This window comes from Roseateles sp. P5_B10 (assembly GCF_056400485.1).
The window spans coordinates 1-18,072 of the sequence record NZ_JBFULE010000048.1 but is presented as its reverse complement, the minus strand read 5'-3'; the positions used below and the strand labels follow the sequence as shown (position 1 = coordinate 18,072).

Annotated in this window: 12 protein-coding genes and 1 pseudogene; 1 reads left to right on the top strand and 12 read right to left on the bottom strand. The window is 68.9% G+C overall.

Annotated features, from left to right (window positions below; translation table 11 throughout):
• A partial coding sequence (locus AC1DU6_RS05855; protein ID WP_477856295.1) for a 3-keto-alpha-glucoside-1,2-lyase-like domain-containing protein occupies positions 1-561 on the top strand: 561 nt, incomplete at its 5' end.
• Positions 562-732: 171 nt separating this feature from the next.
• Here the strand turns inward: AC1DU6_RS05855 and AC1DU6_RS05850 are convergent.
• From AC1DU6_RS05850 to AC1DU6_RS05795, 12 genes and pseudogenes are all read right to left on the bottom strand, one after another.
• A complete protein-coding gene (locus AC1DU6_RS05850; protein WP_457393677.1) occupies positions 733-1,674 on the bottom strand; it encodes a PA14 domain-containing protein in 942 nt (313 codons plus the stop codon).
• A 53-nt stretch (positions 1,675-1,727) separates the two neighbouring features.
• A complete protein-coding gene (galA, locus tag AC1DU6_RS05845; protein WP_477856294.1) occupies positions 1,728-4,664 on the bottom strand; it encodes a beta-galactosidase GalA in 2,937 nt (978 codons plus the stop codon).
• A gap of 192 nt (positions 4,665-4,856) precedes the next feature.
• Positions 4,857-6,374 carry a hypothetical protein gene (locus AC1DU6_RS05840; RefSeq protein ID WP_477856293.1) on the bottom strand — a complete coding sequence of 506 codons (1,518 nt, stop codon included), beginning with the start codon at positions 6,372-6,374 and terminating at the stop codon, positions 4,857-4,859.
• Positions 6,371-6,793, bottom strand: coding sequence for an ExbD/TolR family protein (locus AC1DU6_RS05835; RefSeq protein WP_457324315.1), 423 nt, complete (start codon positions 6,791-6,793; stop codon positions 6,371-6,373). Before AC1DU6_RS05835 ends, AC1DU6_RS05840 begins: the two co-directional genes overlap by 4 nt.
• Positions 6,783-7,589 (bottom strand): MotA/TolQ/ExbB proton channel family protein, encoded by an 807-nt coding sequence (locus AC1DU6_RS05830; RefSeq protein ID WP_457324314.1) that lies wholly within the window; start codon positions 7,587-7,589, stop codon positions 6,783-6,785. Before AC1DU6_RS05830 ends, AC1DU6_RS05835 begins: the two co-directional genes overlap by 11 nt.
• Entirely contained in the window at positions 7,589-8,608 is a 1,020-nt protein-coding gene (locus AC1DU6_RS05825) for a hypothetical protein (RefSeq protein WP_477856292.1), read from the bottom strand. Before AC1DU6_RS05825 ends, AC1DU6_RS05830 begins: the two co-directional genes overlap by 1 nt.
• A gap of 82 nt (positions 8,609-8,690) precedes the next feature.
• The gene (locus AC1DU6_RS05820) at positions 8,691-11,591 is read right to left on the bottom strand and encodes a M16 family metallopeptidase (protein WP_457322627.1); all 2,901 of its coding nucleotides are present in this window, start codon (positions 11,589-11,591) and stop codon (positions 8,691-8,693) included.
• A 61-nt stretch (positions 11,592-11,652) separates the two neighbouring features.
• A complete protein-coding gene (locus tag AC1DU6_RS05815; protein WP_457322626.1) occupies positions 11,653-13,173 on the bottom strand; it encodes a putative ABC transporter permease subunit in 1,521 nt (506 codons plus the stop codon).
• Positions 13,170-13,934 (bottom strand): ABC transporter ATP-binding protein, encoded by a 765-nt coding sequence (locus AC1DU6_RS05810; protein WP_457322625.1) that lies wholly within the window; start codon positions 13,932-13,934, stop codon positions 13,170-13,172. The genes AC1DU6_RS05815 and AC1DU6_RS05810 overlap by 4 nt, the downstream gene beginning before the upstream one ends.
• 38 nt (positions 13,935-13,972) lie before the next feature.
• Positions 13,973-16,276, bottom strand: coding sequence for a right-handed parallel beta-helix repeat-containing protein (locus AC1DU6_RS05805; protein WP_477856291.1), 2,304 nt, complete (start codon positions 16,274-16,276; stop codon positions 13,973-13,975).
• Positions 16,277-16,328: 52 nt separating this feature from the next.
• A complete protein-coding gene (locus AC1DU6_RS05800; protein ID WP_457356610.1) occupies positions 16,329-17,537 on the bottom strand; it encodes a glycoside hydrolase family 27 protein in 1,209 nt (402 codons plus the stop codon).
• A gap of 68 nt (positions 17,538-17,605) precedes the next feature.
• Positions 17,606-18,072, bottom strand: a pseudogene (locus tag AC1DU6_RS05795) (hypothetical protein); the annotation flags it as partial.

Genomic DNA, 18,072 nt, shown 5'->3' with positions numbered 1-18,072 from the left:
ATCGTGGGTGACGACGCCTGGCAAGACTACGAAGTCAGCGCCGACGTGTATCTGCAGCCTGGCGACGCGGCCGCCGTGATGGGGCGTGTGAACCACGTTGGCACGGGTTTCGGCGTCACGCCGAAGGGCTACTTCGCGCAACTGGACGACAACGGGCAGTTGCGGTTGGTGGTCATTCGCGGCAAGGCTGACCCGAAGAAGCTGGAAGGCGACGCCGAGCAGCAGGCCTTGATCAAGGCGCAAAACGACAGCAGTCCTGGTGGCGAAAAAGTGCTCGCGACGACGCAGTTGGCGGGCATCGCGCCGAACCGGTGGCACAAATTGGCGCTGCGTTTCAGCGGGTCCACCATCACCGCCGTCGTCGACGGTAAAGCGGTACTCAGTGCGACCGACACGCTGTACGGGAAGGGAATGGCGGGACTGATGGCGGGCGCATCGCAGAACCGGGTCAGCACGCCGTACTTCGACAATGTGCTGATCAACAGGCTGGATGGCACTTTGCCGAAGCCAGCGACCGCCATCGCTGGACAGCGTCCGGTTTATCCAAGCTCGGCGCGGTGAACTTCTGCGGTCGATCATCGGTCTGACCGATGATGGTCGATCTGAAATCGACATGTTCTCCTACGAGAAACGCGGCGAGCATGAGTCGCGGTGGGCAGCCGGCAGATGGACGCTGACCACAGTGGTCAGCGCGTAACCCAGCGGTGCACGGGTCAAGCTCGCGGCATCGTGCTATCCCGGGGCCGAAGCGGCGGCCGGGGGGCGGCCGAGCAGCCGGCGGGGGATGTACTGGTAGTCCTTGCCGTCCGGCTTCTTCCAACCCAGGATCAGCGCGAGACCGTAGCCAGGCCCCTGAAAGTAACGCACACGGAAATTACGCAGGCCCTTGGCCAGCTTCACGGTTTCCATCAGCGGATACGCCGCATGGATGCCGTCGTTGTTGATCACCTCCACGTCATCGATGGTGAGGATGGCCCCGTCGTCCGACAGCAGCATGAGGTCCATGGTGAGGTCCTGCGGCATRTTGACGGTGAAGCGGATGTCCAGCCCGAACCATTCGTTCATGTCCAGGCCAGGGAAGCCCTCGCGGTGGTCGCGCGGCGTGATGTCGAGCTGGGCCAGGCAAACGGTCTTGATGGGTTTGCGCCGGCGCATTTCGTTCACCGACTTGGYGTCCGGTCGGAGGCGGTAGACCTCGGCCACCATCGGCCGGTCCGGTGAGTCCGCGCATTCCTCAAACAGCTTGGCCGGCGCCGCGCTGCTGGCCGCCGGGGCAGGCGCTGGCGGCGGGGCCACGCTGACAGCCGGCGGTGCCGGCGCCACCGCCACCACSGGCGCGACGGCTTGCGGCACGGGCGCGACCTTGGGCACCTCGATCACCGGGAGTTCGGGCATGGGCGGCATGCTCGGGGGCGGCAGATCGGGCATCTTTGGGGCGGGTGGCGGGGGCTCGGGAGGCTTTGGCGGGGTCTTGAGCTCAACGATGCTCACATCCGTGATGCGGGGCTTCTCTGGGGGCGGCACGCGGGTGCGCCACATCAGCACCGCCGCCAGCAGGATGAGATGGACGATCACCGCAATGGTCAGCGCATAGCCGTTGACCCCCCGCCGCCATTGCTGCTGCTGTCCGGTTTCAGTCGTGGTCGGGGCGGGGTCGTGAGATGGCGTTGTCATGTTCTTTTGTGACGTTCGGCTGTTGTCTAGCAGCCCGTAAGGCTTATCGGCGTTCAGAAGATATCGATCACCACCGCCGCCGCGGCCAGGCCGTCGCTGACGGCGCGCAGCGTGGCGCGGCCGCTGTCCCCGGTCTTGCCGGTGGACTGCAGGATCACCTGTGCCTGGCCGTTGAACACGCTGCGCTGCCAAGGTGCGGCTGGTGTGGTGGTACGCAGCGTGGCCCAGCGGCGACCGCCCTGCGCGCCGTCGAACAGCGCGCGCGTGCCACTGGCTGGCGTCGGGAAAACGGCGGTCAGCGTGGCCTCGGGCCCTGCGGTCGGATCGAGGTYGATGGCCGCCATGCCGGCCTCCTGCCGCGGCGCGACTGGGCGGCCGTCCAGAAGGAACTGCACACCTGGCGCGACCTCGCCGAGGAGCAGCACCTGGCGCTCGTCAGCGGGCGCAGTGCGCGTGATGGTGGCCTGCACCATGTTCCAGGCGCTGTCGGCGGGCCGCTGGTCGGGTGGAACCCATGCGAAGGGGTCGCGCCAGCCGGGGCCTCCGGTCTGGGCGGTCCCGCCCATCAGCGCGGCCGCCTCCTCGGGTCGAGCGATGCTGTGGTGTCGCCAGTGCGTAGCGGCAGCGTAGCGGTGCAGTTCGGCCGGCCGGTCGGCCTCGTGGGAGCCGGGGTCGCCGTTGCCCATGCCGATGAGCCGTACCGGCCCGCTGGCTTCGAACGCGACGCGGTGCCCGGCGGTCGGAACGACACGGCCCTCGCGGTCGACGACGTTCACGGTGACCAGCGCGACGTCATCGCCTCCAGCGCGCAGCCGCGCGCGGTCCACCGTCAGCCGCACCGCAGTGCCGTCGCCCGTGGTGGCCACGGTCTGCGTGGTGACGAGCTGACCGGCCCGATAGCCGCGTGCCGTCAGGCTGCCCGGCGCATAGGGCACGGCCCATTGCAGGTGGCCGTAGCGCTCCAGCGCCTTGCGGCCGAGCGAACGGCCGTTCAGCAGCAACTCGACCTCGTCGGTGTTGGCGTAGACGCGCACATCGACAGGCTGGCCTTCTCGACCCGGCCAGTTCCAGTGCGGCAGCACATGCACCATGGGCTCGGCGGTCCACGCAGCCTTCAGGTACTGGCCGCTGTCCTTCAGCGCGCCGGTCGTGTCCAGCATGCCGAACTGCGACGAGACGGCGGGCCAGCCGAAGGGCGAGGGCTCGCCGCGGTAGTCGAAGCCGGTCCAGACGAACATGCCAGCAAGGAAGGGGCGCTCGGCATTGAAGCGCCAGCCTTCCTCGATGGAAGAGGTGCGGGTGCCCGTGCGTTTGTCGTAGGCGGCGATGTGGGCACGGGCCGGATCGTTGGCATAGACGCCGCGCGTGGCATGAGTCGCGGCCTCCTCGGTGACGAGCATGGGCCGATCGGGAAAGCGCCGGTGCATCGCGTCGATGTCGTGCTGGCCCTTGTAGTTGAAGCCGATGACGTCCGAGCCGACCGACGTGCCTTCGGCTTGGCCCGAGCTGGAGGCGGCCTGCGTCACCGGCCGCGTCGGGTCCAGGCGGCGCACGATGGCCTGCATCTGCCGCGTCAGGCGGGTGCCGATCTCGCTGTTCTCGATGGCCCATTCCTCGTTGCCGACCGACCAGAGAATGACCGACGGATGGTTGCGGCCACGGCGCACCATGCGTTCCAGTTCGTCGCGGATCTGCGGCGCCGTGCCCATCATGCGGTGCTCGTCGATGACGAGCATCCCCAGGCGGTCGCAGGCGTCCAGCAGCTCCGGCGTGGCCGGGTTATGGGCGAAGCGGATGGCGTTGACGCCCATCGCCTTGAGCATCTTCAGCCGCGCCTCGTGCATGCCGTCGGGCAGCGCGACGCCGATGCCGGCGTGGTCCTGGTGGTTGTTGACGCCGTGCAGCTTGACGTGGCGCCCATTGAGGAAGAAGCCCTCGTTGGCGTCGAAGCGCAGGGTGYGGATGCCGAAGGGCGTGTCAACGCGGTCGACGACCTCGGCGCCGCGCTTGACCACGGTCGTCAGCGTGTAGCGCTGCGGCGTCTCCAGCGACCACAGCTGCGGCGCCTTGACGCTCAGTTGGGCCGTCACGTCAAGGCTGGCGTCAGCGGCAACGCGGCCAGCCGGCACGCTGGCGCGGGCGACGACGCGGCCGGCCGGGTCGCGCAGCTCGTGCTCCAGGCTGAAAGACTCGGCCGCCTCGCCGCCGTTGCGCACCGTGGTGTCGACGGCCACCTCGGCGCGGTCGCCGGCGACGGTGGCGCGTACGAAGCTGCCTTGCGGCGCCACGTGCAGSGGCCCGGTCTGCGTCAGCCACACGTGGCGGTAGATGCCTGCGCCTTCGTACCACCAGCCCTCTGGCGTCGTGGCGTCCACGCGCACTGCGACGACGTTGCGCCCGCCGAAGTTCAGGTAGTCGCTGATGTCGACCTGAAAGCCCGAGTAGCCACTGGCTTCGCGGTGCAGGTAGTGGCCGTTGACCCAGACSACGCTGTCGCGGAASACGCCGTCGAACTCCAGCGCGATGCGCTGGCCGCGCGCCGACGCAGGGATGGGCAGCTCACGCCGGTACCAGCCGACGCTGTTCTCGGGGAAGCCGCGGCCGATGGCTTTCATGCCGTGCTGCGTACTGCCGCGTGGGCTGAATGGCAGCTCCACGGCCCAGTCATGCGGCAGATCGACGCGGCGCCATGGCCGGTCCTCGAAGTCGGCTGCGGCAGGGCCGTCGCCGTAACCAGCCTTGCCGAAGAAGAACGGCCGTATGGCGTGGTCGAAGTCCTGCGCCGGGTCCGACGCGTGGCCCAGCGCGAAGCGCCAGCCATCGTCGATGCGGGTGCGCTGGCGCGGGCTATCGGCCGCAGTGGCGCCGACATGGGGCTGCCCGGCGCCGGGCCAATCCGTGCGGCCGTCGGCGCTCTGGGCTTGGGCGGCCAGGGGACTCAGTGCGGCCAGCGACAGCGCGAGGGACAGCAGGGTGCTCTGGAGTTTCATGGGTTTTCCGGACGTGAAGGCTTGGTCGGCTGGTGAGCCGCGGCCGGACCGTACGGTGCTGGTGGCGCGAGCGGTTGCGCAAAATACCGGTAATACCAATAAGAAAATTCGCGCCTTAGTCAGGCGATTTTGCAGAAATTGGTCAGACCGGTGCAATTGGAGAAGACCCTATCGACGAACTGAGCGCAGCTATCAACGCGATTCCGAACGCGTCAGCACCATGGACAGGAATGACGCATTCGGGCCGTTGGACAGCTTGAAGAAGAGTTTGTTGCGGCCCTTGTTGAAGTGCAGGAGGCGCTTGCCTTCGGTGCGGTTGTAGTCGCGCAGATAGCTCGGGCCGCCGTTGAAGATGGTGTCGAAATACGTCGCCTTATTGGCGTTGCCGCCCTTCCACACCATGCGGTCGTTCAGGTAGATCTGGACGTCGTCATCGGCCCCTATCCAAGCGATCAGGTCCTGGGCTTCGTCGACGAACACCTCGGTGTAGCCGTAGTAAACCGAATCTTCGACCTGGTCGGGCGGCACGAACGGATAGCTTTGCGCGGTCACGTAGCGCCACTTGAGCAGGCGCTTGTCCTTGCCGTAGTAGACGGCGTCCAACAGCACCGCCTTCTCGGGCGGGTAGGTCGGGTTGTCGAACAGGCCACCCTCATGGCGGCCGGGGAAAGGCCCGATGACATACCAGCTGTTCAGGTAGACCCGGTTCGCGTACTCCCCGCCCTGGCCGAGCACGCGCCCTTGTCCGCGCACGAGACCGGCCGCATCGACGGGCGGGATCTGGGCCTTGCCATGGTCGAAGAAGTCGGTGCCCCAGTATCTTTTCGATGATGTCGCGTGTTCGGTGCGGGCGTCCGCAGCGATGAAGTTGCTGATCTCGGCGAGAACCGACGTMTCCGACCCGCCGCCCTTGACGGACGGTGCGCCGGGGCGACCGCCAGTGCCGTCCCCGCCCGAGCCAGGCTTGCCGCCTTCGACCTGCACGCCGTTCGCCTTGGCCTCCAGGCGCTGCTGACGTTTGGCCAGCGTGGCTCGCGCCTTGGCTTCGAGTGCGGCGACTTCGCTGTCCGCCATCTCCTGCGTGACGGGCGCTGGCGTACTGCCGCCCGCCTTGCCTTCGCCCGCCTTGCCTGCGTCAGCCTGCGCCTCGTTCGCCTTGGCCCCAAGCTGCTGCGAAGGCTTTTCCGACGCGACGGGCTCCTTGGACTCGGGCGCAGCGTTATTGCTGGCCGCCGTGGTTTGCGCGACGGGCGCCTGCGGCGCCGCAGCCGGTGGCGGCTCGGCCGCTGGTGGCGGCTTGGGCACGCCGGTCAGTTGGGCCAGCTCCTCGGCCTTGATTTCCTTGTCGAGCGCGTCGATGGCCTTGGACAGCTCACGCGCCTGTTCCACCATTTCCTGCGGCGTTTGCGGCACCGCAGGGGGCAGGCCCGGCTCTGGATCAATGGCTGCCGATTTCTCCATCAGCTGCTTGATGGTCTGCAGGTCTTGCAGGCGCTTGGCCGTGCTGGCCTGGCCGGTGGCGCGCAGGCTGGATGCGACTTCGGCTTCCTGCTCGCGCAGTTCCAGCTGATAGCKGCCGAAGTAGTACAGCAACCCCAACAGCGCGGTATGCGCGGCCACGGAAAGCGACAGATAGGGCCGGCGCACCGCCTGCGTGGTGGCTGCCACGAGCAGGGACAGCAGCGGTGAACGGCGGGGTTCCCAGCTCATCGACGGGTGTGCATGGAAATCTTGGTGAAGCCTTCGAACTGGCACAGGTCCAGCACGTGCACGATGGCCTGGTAACGCGCCATCTCGTCGCCGTCGATGCGGATGGGGCGGCCCGGGTTGCTCGCCGCCTCCTGCTTGAGGCGGTCGTGCAGGCCCTGCACAGATACCGCGCTGCCGTCGACAGACAGCTTGCCTTGCTTGTCCACGCCTATCGTCAGCGGCGGCGCACCAGCGCCCACGCGGTCCAGGCTCATCTGCGCGGCCGGCAGCGTGATGGGCAGCTCCTTCTGCGGCTTCTCGCCGACGGGCTGCTTGAACGAGGTCGCCACCATGAAGAACATCAACAGGAAGAAGATGCAGTCGATCAGCGCGATCAAGCCGATCTCCGGTGCTTCGTCCTCGCCCAGGTCAATGCGCATGCTGCACCACCCGCAGTGCCGGCGTTTCCGGCGCGGGCAGGAAGCGCTGGTTGATCAGCGCATTGATCTGCCGCTCCAGCGCCAGGCCGAGCGTCGCCAGGCGGTGCTTGAAGAAGTGGTGCATGCCCAGCGCCGGCAGGGCCACCGTCAAGCCCGCGGCGGTGTTGACCAGCGCCTTCGAGATGCCGCCCGCCAGCAGCGCCGGGTTGCCCATGCCTTCGGAGAAGGCGATCACATGGAAGGCGTCGATCATGCCCAGCACCGTGCCCAGCAGGCCGACGATGGGCGCGACCGTGGCGACGATGGCCAGCGCATAGGCCTTTTGCTGGTGCTGGCGCAGTTCCATCGAGGCGATGTCGCCGGCCGCACTGCTGACGACTGCGTAGGGCTGATGGCGATGCGCGAGCAGGAAGGCGATGACGCGCGCCAGCGTGCTGCCGTCGTCGGCCAGCAGCGTCTCCAGTTCCGTGAAGCGGCCCGCCGTCCATAACGGCTGCACGCGCGCCACCAGGTCGACCGGCACGATGGCGCGGGCGCGCAGGTGCACGAAGCGCTCGATGGTCACGGCCACGAACAGGATGGACAGCCCCAGCGTGACCAGCACGGCAGCGCCACCCTCGGCGACCTGCTCGACCAGGTTCATCTCGGCCGCCAGTGCCAGGCCGGGGAGGCTGGCTGCGCCAAGCGCGATTGCGATTCGTTTCATGGAGTTGATGGGGTTGGGAGGGTTGAGCGGAGGCAGCACGGCGGCCAGCGCGGCGCGCCGCCAGCGGTGCACGACGGTCGAAGCAGTCATCACCCGCCCTTGCGCTTGCGCCGCCAGGCGTCCACAACCTGCTGCGCGAGCGCGGCCGCCTCGGCTTGCTCTGCGGCACTCAGGGGCTTGGTCGACTTGGCCTGATCGAAGGCCGTCGCCATGGCCTTTTCCATGATGTCACCCATGCCGATGCCGGGAAACTTCTCATCCTGGATGGTCTTCCAAGCCACCTTGTAGCCCGCACGCTGCACCGGCGTGACGCCCAGATCACGGGCGCTGTCGCCGGTGGCCATGGCCAGGTGCAGCAGCGCGTCAGCATCGCCGCCCGCCGCAGCCTTGCGGACCTCGGCCTGCAGTTTCGCGATCAGCGCGGGATCGGCTTTCTCCTTCTCCAATGGGTTCTGCAGCGCGTTCAGGTAGGCCGAGGCCCCGCCCTCCGCCCCGCCTTCATAGGCGCGCTGGAACAGCTCCTTGCTGCGCCCCAGGGTGGCCTGGTCGAAGACCTGGCAGCGCCGCGCCTGACCCTCGGCGGACTCGATCACCTTGTTGACCCCGCCCCCGGCGTCCATCATCTTCTTGAGCGGTTCCGGCACGCCGTTGGCGCCGTCGCGCATGGCGTACAGCGCCCCAGGCGCGCCGGCCATCATCGAGCACATCTGCAGCATCTGCGCCGCCTCCAGCACCTCCTTGGGCGTGCCGCCGCCCAGCGCCACCTGCACCTTGCGCAGCGCCTCAGCCGGCGAGTTGGCCTGCTCCATCGCCTTCTTGGCCATGGCGCTGTAGTCGGGCGCCGACGCCGAAGCCCGGGCGGCTGCGGCCTGGACCGGCGCAGCGGAGGCTGCCGTCGACGCGGCCTGGGCCGGCGGCTCGGCCGGCGCAACGCCGCTGGCCGCCTGACTGGCTTGCGCCTGCGGGCTCGGCAGCGGCGCCTCGGCAGGGGGCGGGCGCTTGTACAGCCAGGTCCCGGTGCTTATCACCGCGAACGCGATGACGATTGCGAGGACGCGGCGAGGCTGAGCGGGCGCGGAGGCCCCCGTGTGTTGCGGCTGTTCTGTCATGGTTCCTGCTCCTTGTTCGACACGGTCCGGACGGCGTGGCGCCGAAGCGCCTGCAACCACGCGCAGACCGGATGACTGCTGCTTACTTGGCCCTTTCCGGCGTGGCCGCCTGCCCGGCCGCCTCACCCGCCCGCGCCGCCACCTCGATGGGCTCCCGCTTGGCGATGCGGTCGCGGAAGAAGGCCTGCACCTGCTCGGCCGTCACGGCTTCGAGGTTGGCCGTCTCGCGCTGCATCATGGCCTTCATGCGCGGCTCGATGAGGATGCGCTGCAGCCAGTAGGCCCAGTGGCCGTTGTACTCGGGCGCCTTGCGGCTTTGCTCGATCATGGGCTGCTTGGCGCGCTGCAGCTCGTCGGCGCCGACCGGCTGGGCGGCCAGCTCCTTGAGCTGGGCGCGCAGCACCTCGCGGAAGGCGTCGAACTTCTCGGGCGGCGTCTCGATCTCGGCGCTGAAGCGCCCCTGGCCGGCGATGTCCAGGCCGCCGCCGCCGCTGGCGCGCGGCGAGTAGGTGATGCCCAGCTTCTCGCGCACGATGTCGACCAGCCGCGTCTGCAGCAGCGTGGCCGCTACCCGGCCGGTGTTGGACAAGGCGGTGTCTGTCCACTGGTCGGGCATGGACCAGTGCCAGCCCAGCATGCCCTGGTCGGCGCGGCCCTTGTGCAGGGCCACATGAGGCGCGCCGCCATCGGCGGGCGGCGTGGCCTTGAGCGGCACGGCCGGCAGGCGCGGGCGCGCCGGCCCGGCGCCGAAGGTGGCCTGTACGGCGGCGATGGCCGCTTCCTCGCTGACGTCGCCGATGACCACCACATCAGCCGCCCCGGCCAGGGCCGGTCGCAGCATGGCGCCGACATCGTCGCCGCGGGCAGCCAGCAACTCGGCCGCGGTGGGCACGCCGCCGAGCCGCGGCTCGCCGTTGTTCATCACCTTGGACAACTCGCGCCCATAGACGATGCCGGGCAGCGTCTCGAACTGGTTGGCCATCATCGGCGCCACGCCGGCCAGCTTCTCGCCCATCTCGGGGCGAAAGCCAGGGTCGCGCACGAAGGCGGCCAGCAGTTGGAGCTGGGGCTTGAGGTCGGTCGGGCGGGTGTCGCCCACCAGCAGCACGCGTCGGCTGTCCATTTGCAGATTCAGCCCGGCCAGCACGCCGCCGGCCTGCTGCCACTGCGCCACCTCTGCCAGCGAAAGCTTGCCGGTGCCGCCCAGCGGGAACATGTTCAGGGTCCAGGTGGCCGACACCTGCTCGGGCTTGAGGCCGGCCATGCCCTGGCCCACCAGCACCTGCACGATGACCTTGTCCTTCTCCTGTGCCGTGGGCTTGATGACCAGGCGCGTGCCGTTGGCAAAGGCCAGCGTGGTGCTGCCCAGTTCGGCGTCGGTCGTCTTGCTGACGATGGCGCTGGCGGCGCCGAAGTCGGTGTAGGGCCAGGTCACGGTCACCGGCGCGGCCTGGGCCTGCAGCGGCCGGGCCATGGCCTGGGCGAGCTGGGCGGACAAGGCCTGCGGCCCGGCGGCGCCGGCCTTGGCACTGCGGAAGACCAGCGGCCGGCCACCGAAGTCGCGGCGCAGCACGGCGGTCAGTTCCTCGGGCTTGATGGACGCCAGCATCGGCTCCGCCTCGGCCACGCCCTGTTCGGCACTCTGGTAGAGACCCTCGTAGTGGACGGCGTTGACCAGGGCGTCAGCGATGGCCGCGCTCTGGCGCGTCGGCGCCTGGGCCACCATGGCCTGGAGCGCGCTGCGGATGGTCGGCATGAGGCGCTGCAGGTCGGCCGGCTGCACGCCCTGGGCCTGCAACTGGCGCAGCTCGGCCGTCGCGGCATCCAGGGCCTCGGCCCATTTTTCGGGCGGCGCCATCAGTGTCAGCTGGGCCTGGCCTGTCACCTTGTAGATGCGCGGCATGTCCATGCCGAAGGCGCCGAGGAAGGGGCTGCCTGGCTTGAGGGCACGGTCGCTCAGGCGCAGGTTGAGCACGCCGGCGGCCATTTGCTGCACGAGCACGTCGCGGCCGAAGGCCAGCGTGGGCGGGCGCATGTCCGGCGGGTTGATCCAGGTCAGCGAGAGCTTGTCAGGCGCGCCGTCGGCGATGAACTCGGCCGCGGGCTGTGTCGGCTTGGCCGCGCCGAGGTCGAGGGCGTCGGGTTTGCCGCCCGCCTTCCAGTCGGCGAAGCGCTCGCGGATCTGCTTCTCGACGGCGTCAACGTCGATGTTGCCGACGACGATGAGGGTCGCGTTGTCGGGCCGGTAGTTGGCCTGGTAGTAGCGCCTCAGCTTGTCGGCCGAGGCGGCCTGGACGGTGTCGATGCGGCCGATGGGCAGGCGCTGGGCCACGCGCGTGCCGGCCAGCGTCAGGGCCTGCTCGGCAAGGAAGGCGCGCATGCCGGGCACGTCGCGCGTGCGCTCCTCCGACAGCACGACGCCCTTCTCCTGCTCGATGAGTTGGGCGTCGAGCTTGAGGTGCCCGCCAATCTCGCGGAACAGCATCAGGCCCGTGTCCAGCGCCGCGGCGTCGGCCTTGGGGAAGTTGAAGTGGTAGACGGTCTGCTCGAAATCGGTGAAGGCGTTGGTGTCCGCGCCGAAGCTCAGGCCCTGGCGCTGCAACAGATGCACCACCTCGCCGTCTGGCAGCTTGGCGCTGCCGCGGAAGGCCATGTGCTCCAGGAAGTGGGCCAGGCCCTGCTCTTCATCACGCTCCTGCAGCGAGCCTGCGCCGATGCGCATGCGCATGGCCACGCCGTCCTTGGGCGTCTCGTTGTGCTGGATGGCATAGCGCAGGCCATTGGACAGGCGGCCGAAGCGCACCGCCGGATCAGGCTTGCGCTGGACCAGCTCATGGCCCCAGGCAGGCTGCGTTGCGGCGACGGTGGCCGTCGCTGCCGATGCCTCGGCACGGGCGGGCGCAGCGGCGACGCCGCACATCAGCGCTGCGGCCAGCGCGACGGCGTGCGGCACGGATGCGCGCTGCTGGAATCTGGATTTCATGCTTGTTCTCCCTGCCCGATGACGGGCTTGTTGATGGGCCGGCAACGGCCCGACTCTCTTTTCATGCCATCTCTGCCCGGCGTGAACGGCCCATCCACCACACCACGCTGCAGCCGAGCAAGGCGGTCAGCAAGGGCAATGGCGAGTAGCGCGGTACCTCGTTCAAGCAGTACGCCGTGCCCGCCCACGCCATGCCTGTGAGTATTTCGATCATGCCGACCGGTCCTTTGCCCTTCGCGCGCCGCATCAGATCCTTGCGCTTGCCCTGGATGGGGTACCACACCTGCATCACACCGGCCGAGACCGTGCCGCCGGCGAGGCAGAAGAGAAACGTCAGCGTCAGCCAGAGGCCGTGCGTCGGCAAGACCAGCAGCAGCGGCGACACCATCAACCACGCTGGCACCAGTGCGGCCAGCACCTTCGGCCAGCGCAGCAGCGACGGTGGAACCGGTGCGCTGCCCAGCAGGTCAGGCGCATCCTCGGCCGCGACGGTGATCCAGGCCAGACTGCCCGCCAGTGACGATGCCAGCATCACCGCCACAGACGCCAGCACGGTCAGCCCCGCGCCGCGTAGCGCGAGCAGCACCACCGGCACCAGGTACAGCAACTGCATCAGCGTCTGGGCAATGAGCTGCGGGTCGCGTCCGATGAGGCGCCATTCCTTGACCAGCACGCCGCGCCACAGCCCGCCCTTGAACCGGACACTGCCGCGCTGCGGCGCCGCCGCGATACGCCTGGCGCTGCCAGTGACGGACTCCTGCGTGCCCGCCAGGAAACGATGGTGGGCCAGACCGATGACGAGCCCAAAGCCGACGACGCCGACCAGCGCGACCGTCAGCAGCGGCAGCGGCGCGCCGACCAGCGCGCGGCCCGGAAACCAGACTGGACTGTCCGGCGCCAGCGGACCGCCTGGCTCGGCCCAGCGGATCAGCCGGGCAAGCAGTTGCTGCAGGTCGGCAGCGCCAATCACGTTGGGCAGCTGCGACAGCACGGCCAACGCCCCGCCCATCAGCGTGCCCAGCACCTGCGCCACGATGCGGGCCCGGCGGGCGCCGAGCACACGGACCAGCGCCAGCGTGAGTGCGAGGCCCAGCGCGGTGGTCGCCAGCGCCAGTGCCGGCACCGCCGGGTAGATGCCGAGCAACTGCGGGTGCCCGAGGAACAGGCCCACGTGCGCGAACGGCGCCAGCAGGAACAGGAACAGCCCGCCGACGTTGGCGACGATGCCCAGGCCGCGCACCATGAAGACAGTGTGTGTCGCCAGCGGTGAGGACAGCAGCAGATCCAGGTCACCCCGGTCGAACAGCGCCTCGACGGACTGCAGGATGGCCTGCGCGAGCATCAGGCTGATGGCGATCCAGGCCGCTGCGCAGATCAACATGGTCAGCACAAGCTGCTCGCTGCCGGGTGGCCACATGCGCAGAACGAAGTAGGCGCCGACGTGCAGCGCCACGCTCAGCGCGACGGCGAACCCCAGCAGCCCACGGGCCATCCGCTTGCCCATGCCGCGCCAGCCCAGCCGGAGCTCGTGACGGAGAAGCCACAGCACGGAGCCCGGGCGCAACGCCAGCAGCGCCGTCATGCCGCGCTCGTGAGCTGCAGGAACACGTCTTCCAGCGTCCCGCCCGGCCCGCCGCCGGTCGCCGCACGGGCGCGCAGTTCGTCCAGCGTGCCCTGGGCGGTGATGCGCCCGCGATGGATGATGCTGATGCGCTGCGCCAGCCGCTCGGCGATCTCCAGGATGTGCGTGGTGAGGATGACCGTGTGACCCTGCTTGACTCGCTCGACCAGCAGGTCCTTCACCTGGCGCGCCGCCGCCGCGTCCAGGCCGGTGAGCGGCTCGTCCAGGATCAGCAACTGCGGGTCGTGAATGAGCGCGCCGGCCAGCGCCAGCTTCTGGCGCATGCCACGTGAGAAGCCTTCGGTGATCTCGCCGGTGTGAGTCCACAGGTCCAGCCAGCGCAGCAGCTCCTCGGCGCGCGGCGCGGCCACGTCGGGCTCGATGCCCCACAGGCCAGCCACGAACTCCAGGTATTCCAGCGGGCGCAGCTTGCCGTACAGCAGCGGGTCGTCGGGCAGGAAGGCCAGCCTGCGTTTGGCTTCGATGGGCTCGAGCGCGACATCGTGGCCCAGGATATGCACGCTGCCCCCATCGGGCCGCAACAGCCCGGCCACCATGCGCAGCGTGGTCGTCTTGCCGGCGCCGTTGGGGCCGAGCAGCGCATGGAACTCGCCCTGCGGGATGCTGAGGCTGAGCTGGTCCACGGCGGGCTGGCCGCCGAAGCGCTTCACCAGGCCGTTGATTTCCAGTGCGGATGCCCGCTGCGGAGATTGTTGGTTCATCTTTTTTCTCCCTGCCTGATGACGGGCGTGTTCAATTTTTATGGTTTTGCGGGGCTGGGCCAGCGCAGGCGGATACGGGCCTGGTTGCGGACGATGACGAGGTCTGTCCCGTCGGCCAGCAGGACCCGCAGCGCCGCCACATCGGCGATGGCGCCCGCCTTCTCCGCACCGACGATGACGTCACGCGGCTTGAAGCCGGCCGCGTCGCCTGGGCTGCCTGCCTCGACGCTCAGCACGATGATGCCGGCCTTGTCACCCAGGCCAGCGGCCGACTGCTCGCCCAGGGTCTCGACCGGCTTGAGGCTCAGCCCGTACAGCTGTTGCACGGCTTGCAGTGGCGCGGCCTGGCTGAGCTGCTGGGGCACCGGGAATGCGGGCCGCAACGCCAGCGCCTTCAGCCTCGCCGAGCGCACGCCGAAGTCGTCCATGGGGAAGTTGACGAAGCCGACGCGCGCGGCGAGCGCCGCGTTCGTGACCGTGTAATCGCCCCGGGCCGGCGCAGCAAAGCGCGGGTCACCGGCCACGGAGTCGGCATCGCTCCCGCGTGCCTGGGCGGCCCGCAGGTCGGCCTCTGCCACGAAGAAGTTGCGGTTCACGCTGCGCCCCCAGCGCTTGATCTCCACCGGCTGATGCGCCCCCATGACGACATTGGACTCGAACACGTCGCCGCCGTTGTCGAACCACACGTGCGGGTGGAAGCTGCTGTTCACGAGGATGTTGTTGCGCACGATGCGCTGGAAGCCCTCGCGCAGCTTGAGGCCGCCGGCCAGCATCAGGTTCTCTTCGATGACGTAGTTGGAGGCGCCGTCGTCCAGGTCGACGTCCCAGCCATGGTCGCAGCGCCAGCGGTTGCGCCGCATGACGATGGGTTCGACGGCGTCCAGCAGCGCCAACTCCGGATGGGACGCCGCGCGGCGGTCCATCTCGGCGCGGTCGGGGTGCCAGAAGCGGTCACGGCCCCAGCTGTTGAAGCTGCCGTGGTCGCCGGTCAGGCGCACGGTGTCGAACACGTCGTTGTGGGTGAGGCGGTGGCCACCCCAGTTGCCGTCGCCGATGTTGATGCCGGCGCGCGGCATGCGGTAGATGCTGTTGTGGTCGACCGTGATGCGCGCCGCCATCGCGATCTGCACCCCGGTGGCCTGGCGGTCGATCTGGCCGATGTCGTGGATGAGGTTGTCGCTGGCCTCGGAGTCCTTGGGATAGGCGTCGGACTTGGGGCCGGGCGTGCGGTCGATGGCCGCGACCTCCAACTGCTCGTGGTACTCGAACAGCGGTGAGCGCACCGCCTCTGGCCTGCCGACGAAGGCCACGGCCGTGCCGCCGATGTCGTGGATGTGGTTGGCCGAGATGGTCACGCGCTGTGCGCGGCCGCTGACGACGACGGCATGGCCGCCGAGGTCGACGAACTCGGAGTTCTCGACGCGAACGTCGCCGGCGTTCTCGATGGTCACGGCGCCAGCGCGATAGAACTTCCAGTCCGAACGCAACAGCGGCTCGGTGGCCTTCAGGAAGGTGGGTTCCGTTTCCCGGAACACGAGATTGCGAACCCGCACATGCTGTACCTGGGCCGTGCGGCCTTCAATGCGGATGAGGGCTTCTTGCGCGCTGCCGCGAAAGCCCCGTGCCGGCGGCCGTTCGCCAGCCAGCGGCTTGAAGTAGAGCCAGCCCTCGCGGCGGTCATGGAACCATTCGCCCGGCGCGTCCAGTTCCTCCAGCACGTTCTCGACGTAGCGGTCCTTGTCGCTCGGCGGCATGACGCGGTTGTTGGCCAGTTGCGGGCCGTAGTCCAGGCTGCCGTCGGGCTTCTTGCCGAGGATGGGGATCTGCAGGCCGCCCCAACCGTAGCCGTGCAACGCGTGAAGCACGGCACCTTGCGGGTCACGCCAGCGTGCGACGCGCTCGGGCGAGGTGGCATCCGCGGCGCCGCCGAAGCCGGTGTGGGCGCGGTCGAGATTGGGGTAGCGGGCGCGCACGAGCGCGTGCTGCCCCAACCACAGGCGTTGAAACGAAGCGTCGGCCAGGCGGGCTCGCCAGATGCCGTCCTTCCAGGCCTCCCAGCGCAGTGCCGGCAGCGACATCGCACCGCTCAATACGGGCTGAGCGCCAGGCGCAGCGGCGAGCACGAAGGGCTCGTCTGCCGTGCCCGACAGGGCCTCGTCGATGACGATGGGCGCCGACAGCTGATAGTTGCCAGCAGCCAGCTCGATGCGGTGGATGCGCTTGTCCGTCCGCGCCCGCTGCAGGGCCGTCTCCAGCGACTTGGCGTCCTTCACGGTCAGCGCATCGGCCTGCGCGCCGCAGGCCAGAACCGCCAGAGTGAGCAGCAGGGTCATCAGCCTCATGGCGCGTCCCTCTCGGTCATCCGCGTTGGATGGCTGGTGTTCGCCGGTCCCGTCACGGCGCGGCCTTGATGCGCACCATGATCACGCCATGCGGTGCAACCTTGCCGCCGTAGCTGCCGCTCACGCCCTTCGTGACCTTCTTGCTCCACAGGTCCTTCACGTCGGCCTTCTGGTCGACGGGCAGTTGGAGCTGTTCCCAAGCCACCTTCATGTCGGCCGGCGTCTTGCCGCGGTTGAACAGCACCACCGCGTGCTCACCGCCCGCGAGCGGACGCACCCAGACTTCGAGGTCGCCTTCCTTCAGCGCGCGGCGGCCTTGCTGGCCCAGCGGGTCCTGGTCGACGGCGATGACGTCCTTGTTGGTGAGGATGCGCACCGTGTCGGCGTCCATCTTCGACAGGTCGTTGCCAGCGATCAGCGGCGCGGCCAGCATGGCCCACAGCGAGAAGTGCGACTCGTACTCGGTGGTCGTCATGCCGCCGTTGCCCACTTCCAGCATGTCGGGGTCGTTCCAGGCATTTGGCGCTGACACGCCCCCGCGCGCGGCCTGCATGTCCAGGACGTTGGTCATGCCATTCCCCTTGTCCTTCGTGCTTTCCCAACCGTCGTAGATGTCGTGGGTGGTGCGCCACAGGTGGCCCACCGTCGGGCCCCAGCGCTCGGGATGGTCGGTGCCCCATTCGCAGATGGACAGCACGATGTCGCGGCCGGACGCGCGCAGGGCCTTGGCAATGATGGTGTAGGCCGCCTCGGCGTTGCGGGTGCCGGTGTTGCACCAGTCGTACTTCAGGTAGTCGACGCCCCATTTGGCGTACTGGCGCGCGTCCTGGAACTCGTGGCCGGCGCTGCCGGGGCGGCCTTCGCAGGTCAGAGAGCCAGCGTCGGAATACAGGCCGAACTTCAGACCCTTGGCATGCACGTAGTCGGCGAGTGCCTTCATGCCGGACGGGAAGCGCTCCGGATCGGCTTGGATGTTGCCGTCGGCGTCGCGGCTTTTCTGCCAGCAGTCGTCGATGACGAGGTATTGATAGCCGGCGTCCTTCATGCCCGAGGCGACCATGGCATCGGCCTGTTCGCGGATCAGCTTTTCGCTGACGTTGCAGGCGAACTTGTTCCACGAGTTCCAGCCCATCGGCGGGGTCGGCGCCACATTGGGCTTGGGAGCCTCCAGCTTCAGCGTCCCGTCGGCATGGGCGTGCGTGGTGGCGATGAAGCAGAGCAGTGCGACGGTACGAGCGGCGCGTCGGATGAGGTGGTGCATGCAGAAGTTCTTTGGAGGGACTGGAAGAGAGGGGCGTTCTGAAGTGGTGCGTCGGACGGGCGTCGGATTCAGCGCCCGTAGCGCCGGCCTGCCGACTCCAGCGGCCAGTCGTCGGTGCGCAGCGGCGGCAGGGGCAGGCCATCGCCACCGACCACATTGGCTTCGCTGGCGTTGTTGACCCAGGCATAGCGCGCGGCGACAGGCGACGGCACGGCGGTGCTGCGCAGCACGATGCGGTCGCCGTCGAAACGTGCTTCGGCCGGTACCCAGCGCCGGTCGGCGCCGGCGACGTAGAAGCCGCGCAGCGGCTCGCCGGTGCGCGCAGTTCGCAGGCCGCCGGCGGTGGTGTCGAAGCGCAGCTCAAATTCGCCGCCCTTCGACTGATGGCCGGTCAGGCGCGGGCCCGTGGCCGGCGCGGTGCGCAGCCCCAGCTCGTGCATCGCCAGCGCGGCCAGGCGCTGGCCCACGGTGCGCTTGTTGCGGGGGTGAATGTCGACGGCATCGCCCACGTCGATCGCCGTGGCCATGCCGGTGT